This window comes from Pseudomonas sp. P5_A2_2 (assembly GCF_054177685.1).
The window spans coordinates 1-2327 of record NZ_JBGCUL010000726.1 but is presented as its reverse complement, the minus strand read 5'-3'; the positions used below and the strand labels follow the sequence as shown (position 1 = coordinate 2327).

Sequence of the window (2327 nt, the reverse complement as noted above, 5' to 3'; positions counted from 1 at the left end):
CCTCATGGCCAAGAAGATTACCGCTTACATCAAGCTGCAAGTGAAAGCCGCTCAGGCTAACCCAAGCCCACCTGTTGGTCCTGCTCTGGGTCAGCACGGCGTGAACATCATGGAATTCTGCAAGGCTTTCAACGCCCGTACTCAGGGTCTTGAGCCAGGTCTGCCGACTCCAGTGATCATCACTGTCTACAGCGACCGTAGCTTCACTTTCGAAACCAAATCCACCCCTGCTTCGGTTCTGCTGAAGAAGGCGGCCGGTCTGACCAGCGGTTCCGCTCGTCCGAACACCGTTAAGGTTGGCACCGTGACTCGTGCTCAGCTGGAAGAAATCGCGAAAACCAAAAACGCGGATCTGACTGCAGCTGATATGGAAGCAGCCGTGCGTACTATCGCCGGTTCTGCTCGTAGCATGGGCCTTAACGTGGAGGGTGTGTAATGGCTAAGCTGACCAAGCGTCAAAAGGCTATCGCCGGCAAAATCGAAGCAGGCAAGGCCTACAACTTTGTAGACGCTGCTGCCCTGCTGGCCGAGCTGTCGACTGTCAAGTTCAGCGAGTCGTTCGACGTAGCTGTAAACCTGGGTGTTGACCCACGTAAATCCGACCAGGTCGTTCGTAGCGCTACTGTGCTGCCACACGGCACTGGCAAGACCGTTCGCGTTGCTGTGTTCACCCAGGGTCCAGCTGCTGAAGCCGCTCTGGCTGCCGGCGCTGACCGCGTAGGCATGGACGACCTGGCTGCCGAAATGAAAGGCGGCGACCTGAACTATGACGTAGTGATCGCATCCCCGGATGCAATGCGCGTTGTAGGTCAGTTGGGTCAGATCCTCGGTCCACGTGGCCTGATGCCTAACCCTAAAGTCGGCACCGTAACTCCAGACGTAGCTACCGCGGTTAAAAACGCCAAGGCTGGTCAGGTTCGTTATCGCACCGACAAAAACGGCATCATCCACACTTCCGTTGGCAAGATCGGCTTCGACGCCGTCAAGCTGAAGGAAAACGTTGAGGCCCTGATCGCTGATCTGAAGCGTATCAAGCCAGCTTCCTCGAAAGGCATTTACGTCAAGCGCGTTACCCTGAGCACCACTATGGGCCCAGGTCTGGTCATCGACCAAAGCTCGCTCGACGCGTAAGACACAGATTGGCGCAAGTAATTGCGCCAATTGAAAAATTGGGGTCCCTGCCTGGCGGGGGCTATCCAAGACCGTAGGCGACGCAAGTCTTAAACCACAAGCCTACGCAGATGGTGCTCCCGGTTCCTTACCGAATCAGACACCAAAACGACATCCGGTTTCGACCAGATGAAACGGTAACAAGCAGGAGTTAAACCCGTGGCAATTAAACTCGAAGACAAGAAGGCCATCGTCGCTGAAGTCAACGAGGCTGCCAAAGTCGCTCTGTCCGCTGTCGTGGCTGATGCCCGTGGCGTAACAGTAGGCGCGATGACCGGACTCCGTAAAGAGGCTCGTGAAGCTGGCGTTTACGTACGTGTTGTACGTAACACCCTGCTCAAGCGCGCTGTTGCTGACACTGAATTCAGTGTCCTCAACGACGTGTTCACTGGCCCTACCCTGATTGCGTTCTCCAAGGAACATCCAGGCGCTGCTGCCCGGATCTTCAAGGAATTCGCAAAGGGTCAGGACAAGTTCGAGATCAAGGCAGCTGCGTTCGAGGGCAAGTTCCTCGCAGCTAACCAAATCGACGTACTGGCAACTCTGCCGACCCGTGACGAAGCAATTTCTCAGCTGATGAGCGTGATTCAAGGCGCTACCAGCAAATTGGCTCGTACTCTGGCGGYAATTCGCGACCAGAAAGAAGCTGCTGCAGCCTAAGGCTCGTCAACTTCTCGCGTTTTTTGTTTTTTTCGATGGTCGCGTAGGCCGTCCCCAATATCAGGAATTAGATTCATGTCTATCTCTCAGAACGATATCCTTGAAGCAGTTGGCAACATGTCCGTAATGGAAGTTGTTGAGCTGATCAAAGCTTTCGAAGAAAAATTCGGCGTTACCGCTGCTGCTGCATCGGCAGGTCCTGCCGCTGCTGCCGCTGTTGTTGAAGAGCAAACCGAATTCAACGTCATGCTGACCGAAGCTGGCGAGAAGAAAGTTAACGTGATCAAGGCTGTACGTGAACTGACCGGTCTGGGCCTGAAAGAAGCCAAGGCTGTAGTTGACGGCGCACCTGCCATGGTTCTGGAAGCTGTTGCCAAAGAAGCAGCTGACAAAGCCAAAGCAGTTCTGGAAGAAGCAGGCGCTAAAGTCGAGCTGAAGTAAGCATCGACTTTGCTCCTCCAGCCCGAGCGTTAAGCGACAGGCTGATGGCTGGTGGC

The 2327-nt window shown here is 54.8% G+C and carries 4 protein-coding genes; all 4 read left to right on the top strand.

Features of this window, described 5'->3' with window-relative positions; all coding sequences use genetic code 11:
- Positions 1-4: 4 nt before the first annotated feature.
- Positions 5-436 carry a 50S ribosomal protein L11 gene (rplK, locus tag ACXRVY_RS24835; protein ID WP_007933726.1) on the top strand — a complete coding sequence of 144 codons (432 nt, stop codon included), beginning with the start codon at positions 5-7 and terminating at the stop codon, positions 434-436.
- Entirely contained in the window at positions 436-1131 is a 696-nt protein-coding gene (gene rplA / locus ACXRVY_RS24830) for a 50S ribosomal protein L1 (protein WP_003186095.1), read from the top strand. The genes rplK and rplA overlap by 1 nt, the downstream gene beginning before the upstream one ends.
- Positions 1132-1329: 198 nt before the next feature.
- On the top strand, positions 1330-1830 hold the full coding sequence (gene rplJ, locus ACXRVY_RS24825; RefSeq protein ID WP_458238503.1) for a 50S ribosomal protein L10: 501 nt from the start codon (positions 1330-1332) through the stop codon (positions 1828-1830).
- 75 nt (positions 1831-1905) lie between these two features.
- Positions 1906-2271, top strand: a complete 366-nt coding sequence (rplL, locus tag ACXRVY_RS24820) for a 50S ribosomal protein L7/L12 (RefSeq protein ID WP_095945914.1) — start codon at positions 1906-1908, stop codon at positions 2269-2271.
- The last annotated feature ends 56 nt before the right edge of the window (positions 2272-2327 follow it).

What these genes read in the sequence shown, in the direction of transcription:
- rplK (WP_007933726.1), top strand. Translation starts at nt 5, where the DNA reads ATGGCCAAGAAGATTACCGCTTACATCAAGCTGCAAGTGAAAGCCGCT.
- rplA (WP_003186095.1), top strand. Translation starts at nt 436, where the DNA reads ATGGCTAAGCTGACCAAGCGTCAAAAGGCTATCGCCGGCAAAATCGAA.
- rplL (WP_095945914.1), top strand. Translation starts at nt 1,906, where the DNA reads ATGTCTATCTCTCAGAACGATATCCTTGAAGCAGTTGGCAACATGTCC.